This window comes from Microcoleus sp. AT8-A3, from assembly GCF_036705675.1.
Taxonomy (GTDB): domain Bacteria; phylum Cyanobacteriota; class Cyanobacteriia; order Cyanobacteriales; family Microcoleaceae; genus Microcoleus.
In genome coordinates this window covers 52,846-57,570 of sequence record NZ_JAUBVD010000023.1, presented here as the reverse complement: position 1 = coordinate 57,570, position 4,725 = coordinate 52,846, and the positions used below count along the sequence as shown (strand labels likewise).

General features: G+C 44.6%; 4 protein-coding genes. 3 read left to right on the top strand and 1 reads right to left on the bottom strand.

Annotated elements, in window-relative coordinates:
• Positions 1-343: 343 nt before the first annotated feature.
• The gene (gene dndB, locus QUB51_RS15465) at positions 344-1,453 is read left to right on the top strand and encodes a DNA sulfur modification protein DndB (RefSeq protein WP_333261859.1); all 1,110 of its coding nucleotides are present in this window, start codon (positions 344-346) and stop codon (positions 1,451-1,453) included.
• A 16-nt stretch (positions 1,454-1,469) separates the two neighbouring features.
• On the opposite strand, the gene QUB51_RS15460 is transcribed toward dndB, so the two are convergent.
• Entirely contained in the window at positions 1,470-2,642 is a 1,173-nt protein-coding gene (locus QUB51_RS15460; RefSeq protein ID WP_333261862.1) for a DNA sulfur modification protein DndB, read from the bottom strand.
• A gap of 170 nt (positions 2,643-2,812) precedes the next feature.
• Here QUB51_RS15460 and dndC point away from each other — a divergent pair, with 170 nt between their 5' ends.
• Positions 2,813-4,495: a DNA phosphorothioation system sulfurtransferase DndC gene (gene dndC, locus QUB51_RS15455; protein WP_333261865.1), complete on the top strand. Its 1,683-nt coding sequence runs from the start codon at positions 2,813-2,815 to the stop codon at positions 4,493-4,495.
• Between the two features lie 45 nt (positions 4,496-4,540).
• Positions 4,541-4,725 (top strand): hypothetical protein (locus QUB51_RS15450; protein ID WP_333261868.1); only part of this gene is annotated, 185 nt, incomplete at its 3' end.

Sequence of the window (4,725 nt, the reverse complement as noted above, 5' to 3'; positions counted from 1 at the left end):
GGGTTGAAAACCCGCCACCATCGGGGCCCGCCAGGGGTTGAAACCCCGCCACCATCGGGGCCCGCCAGGGGTTGAAAACCCGCCACCATCGGGGCCCGCCAGGGGTTGAAACCCCGCCACCATCGGGGCCCGCCAGGGGTTGAAACCCCTGTCTCATAGCGAAAGTCCTCTGAAGAGGACTGAATATGAATCAATTTCGAGGTTTATGTTTAGTCGGTTTTAACCGACTTTCGCTATGAGACGGGGGTTTCAACCCCCGGCGGAATATCGGGGAAGCGAGTGAATTGACGATGGCACTTGCCCCTGATTTCTTCATACTTCGCACCTGCAACAACAAAAACATATGTCTACTCCTTCCTTTGAATACATTTTGCCGGTAATTCGGGGAATTCAAGCGGGCCGCGAATATTACGTGTCGATGTGTCCGGTGCGTTTTTTGCCGAAATTGTTTCCCTTTGAATCTGAAGATTTGCCGCCGTCTCTGCGGGCGAAACGCGCGCTTAACAAAGCTAGGATTCCCGAAATAGCTGAGTATTTTGTTAAGAATCCTACAAATTATACTTGTGGGGCTATTGCTGCTTCGATTGATGCGGATATTACTTTTGAAGCAGTGGGAAATGAGGCAGAAGAACGGAAAATCGGTCGCTTGCGAGTGCCGATGGATGCTAAGTTTACTATTAATGACGGACAGCATCGGCGGGCGGCTTTTGAGATGGCTTTGAGGGAAAATCCGCAGTTGGGATATGAGACGGTGGCGCTGATTTTGTTTCTCGATATTGGGTTGGAAAAATCGCAGCAGATGTTTGCTGATTTGAACAATTTTCAAGTTCCTTTGGAGTCGTCGCTAAGTCTACTTTACAACCACCGGGACGATCGCGCTTTTGTGGTGAAGGCGGTTGTTAAGCAGGTTGAGGTTTTCCGGTGTTTGACTGAGATGGAGAGGGGGAGTTTGAACGGGCGATCGCACAAATTGTTTACGCTGAGTGCGATCGATCGTGCTATCATGGCTTTGCTGTCTAATATTCACGGCAGCGAACAGGCAAAACCCTCTGGTTCTCGCACCAAAAAAGAACAGAAAGAGGAAGAACTTGCTCAAAAAATACAACGGGCGGTTAGTTATTGGAATGCGGTTTGCAGTTTTATTCCAGATTGGCAATTAGTTCTGCACAAGCAAGTTGCGGCGGGGGAAATGCGCCGGGATTGCGTGCACTGTCACAGTGTTGTGCTTGAGAGTTTGGGGGAAGTTGGGGCGGCTTTGCTGTCGGTTTTTCCTGAGAGTTGGGAGGAACGTTTGAGCCTTTTGCAGCAGGTTGATTGGTCGATTTATAATCCTGATTGGGAGAATGGGATTTTGTTTAAAGGGGGGATTTCTAAGTCGAGGGCGAGTGTTAGTTGGATGACGGATTATTTGAAAAAGCGGTTGGGTTTGGAAACCGCAGATGCACGCACATGAGGAGTGATAATATTGGTTAAATCCATTCTAGGTGGGCTTTTACTTTGCTGACTGCTACTTTTACACTACTGGCATTTGATGACATTTTGTAGGATTTATTATTGGTCGGGGTGGAGTTATACAAAACTACATTACCCTCCCAAAGATGGCTTTTTCTAGACCAATCCAATTGAGCTAGTTGCAAAACTTTTTCTGTTTCAAAATCTTGGTTATCTGTGTCGTAAGTACAGTAGAGCAACCGACCTAAAATTTCTAGTCCTACGCTTCTACCCAAAATACAGTAGTCTGTAAATTTATTTACATCTTCAATTGTCAATTCTTCCAGGCTTGTTTCACAGATATCTCTGGTCTGACTGCATTCGGAGAAAAATTTATTAAGAGTTCTAGCCAAAATATCTGATGATTCTGCAACATCATAATCCTTAAGTTCATCAACGGGATCGTCTGTAAACGCACAACTTACTGCTCTTGCTATGAAATTTGTTGTATATATTAACTTCTTTTTACTGTCGGGAGTAGATTTTATTTTATCTGTCTTTTTATAAAACATTGCAACTTTTTCAAGTAAGCTTTTCGTAATACCCACTCGACCTTCAAACTCACCAAATGATAAAAGTAAGGATTTATCAAGTTGTCTTGTCTGCGCCATATCTCGAAAATCAGCCTGACACTGGTTGAAGTCTTCCTCTAAAACCAGCGTGATCGGAAAATCATTATCACCGATTAAGTCGCCTCGATCGCTTTCAATTAACTCGTGAATAGCGCGCTTGCGATGCTGTCCATCAGTAATATCTAATTTAATGTTGCGAGGAATAACTACTAGACAAATCCCTCGACCTAATTCTATAATTTGAATATTTTTAGGAGCTACATTTGCGGTCAGTGTTCCTAAAATCCAGGGTAGATCCCTTTTGGCGCGTTTAAGAATATATTGTTTTACTTCTTCAGCATGACCCTTGACCTCTGGACGATTTTTACCAGAATCAGGATCGTTTCCAGTTGAAGGTTTTGCTTGGAGAAGGGTAGGTAAGTCATTGGCGGGGATATTTATTTGCACCATTTTCCGCTTCCCCTGCTGGAAAATTAGCCCTGGATAGCACTTCTCGCGGTGGTACTTGGCGAAGTAGGGAGCAAGTAACTCATCAATTCCTGGAACTCGATCGGACTGAGGAGGGTTATTATCAGACATATAAGGTAAGAAAATTTGTGTAGTGATATAATTTTACATCACAAACCCTATAAATGTAAACTGTCAGGGATGCTATTTATCGACAGCGGCAAACAACAAACAAAATTAACTTTTATCAAGCATGACATTATATCGTAAACTATTAATATTGGGAATAGGAGCTTTCAGATATGATTCAAACTCAGCAGATGTCATTATTGCCGGGTCGTAGCGTTACCGAATTAATAGAAGACATAGAATTGCTAACTGAGGAAGTCCAAGAGCTATATTGTCTTGACGATATCCCTTGGGTAATTGGATATAGTGGGGGAAAAGATTCGACGGCGGTAGTACAGCTAATTTGGAATGCAATTGCTAAACTTCCCCAGTCCAAACGGACTAAAAAAATTGATATTATTACCACTGACACTCTGGTAGAAAATCCGATCGTATCTGCATGGGTTCGGAAGTCTATTAAGCAAATGAATGCTGCTGCTATAGAGCAAGAAATGCCTATAGGTACTCATCTGCTACAACCAGAGTGGACAGAAACTTTTTGGGTAGGTTTGATTGGCAAAGGATACCCAGCACCCAGAGGTAAGTTTCGCTGGTGTACCGATCGCCTAAAAATATCTCCATCTAACCGTTTTATTCGTAATATTATCCGAAGTAGCGGTGAAACTATACTTGTCTTAGGGACTCGTAAAGCTGAAAGCACAAAGCGCGCTCATAGGATGAAAAAAATGGAAGCCCGACGGGTGCGGGAGCGCCTAAGCCCCAATATGAACTTACCGAACTCTCTGGTTTATAGCCCTATTGAAGACTGGCGTGATGATGAAGTTTGGCTTTATCTGATGCAGTGGGACAATCCTTGGGGATACAGCAACAAAGATTTGTTCGCTATGTACCGGGGTGCTAGTGCGGATAATGAATGTCCCCTAGTTGTCGATACTTCTACCCCTAGCTGTGGTAGTTCTCGTTTTGGGTGCTGGGTGTGTACAATGGTTAGTCAGGATAAATCGCTAACAGCGATGATTCAAAATGATGAAGAAAAAGAGTGGTTGCAACCTCTACTAGATTTCCGTGTGGAATTGGATGTTGAAGATAGTCGCGATCGACGTGACTTTAGGCGACGTAATGGCAATGTTCAACTCTATGAACGCAATTTAGAGGGTGAAAAATCTATTGAGCCTATTCCAGGCCCCTATAGTAAAGAAGCGCGTGATGATTTACTGAGGCGACTTCTTTCTGTTCAAACCGAAATTCGTTCTAAAGCACCAGAAGAAATGCGAGATATCACCTTAATTTCCCCGGAAGAGCTGAGCGAAATCCGGCGTATTTGGCTAGAAGAAAGACACGAATTTGACGACTCTTTACCCCGGATTTACGAAGAAGTCACGGGCGAACCTTTTGAAGATTCCCGTCCCGCCGCTGAAAGAAAACTCCTCGGTAGCGATGAATGGACTGCGATCGAAGAGATTTGCAGCGAGGACAAAATGCACCTCGAATTGATGGCAAAACTCCTTGATACAGAACGCCAATACTACACCAAGCCCCGCCGTACAGGCATTTACGCCGATTTGGACAAGTGCTTTGAAACCAGTTCGCGATCGAAGGAAGAAGCGATTGGCAACGCCCACTATCAACGCAATTTAAAAAAAGCGGTGGAAGATATTAAAGCAAATCCGACGGAAAACATTCGGCAATTCAAAGATGCGATCGCCCAAACCAACAGTTCCGCCAAAAACGAGACGGTTGATATTGCCAAACTTAAAGAAGAACTCGAAAGCAACAGCAATCAAAGCAGACAGCTATCTTGGGCGGATATTAAATTTTCACCGCCCAATTCAGGAGAGGAAAATAGCAAAGATTAGGTCAATAATGTCGATCGGGCGATCGGGCTTTGGGGCGATCGGGCTTTGGGGCGATCGGGCTTTGGGGCGATCGGGCTTTGGGGCGATCGGGCTTACCCACAAGTCCGCCGGGGATTGAAATCCCCGTCTAATAGCGAAAGTCGGTTAAAACCGACTGAAGAACCAAATCAAACGATCGCCGATTTCAGTCCTTTTGATCGCACTTTGGGGCGATCGGGCTTACCCACAAG

Bases quoted from the DNA above. Each gene is read 5' to 3' on its own strand.
- dndB (WP_333261859.1), top strand. From the start codon at position 344: ATGTCTACTCCTTCCTTTGAATACATTTTGCCGGTAATTCGGGGAATT.
- dndC (WP_333261865.1), top strand. From the start codon at position 2,813: ATGATTCAAACTCAGCAGATGTCATTATTGCCGGGTCGTAGCGTTACC.
- QUB51_RS15460 (WP_333261862.1), bottom strand. From the start codon at position 2,642: ATGTCTGATAATAACCCTCCTCAGTCCGATCGAGTTCCAGGAATTGAT.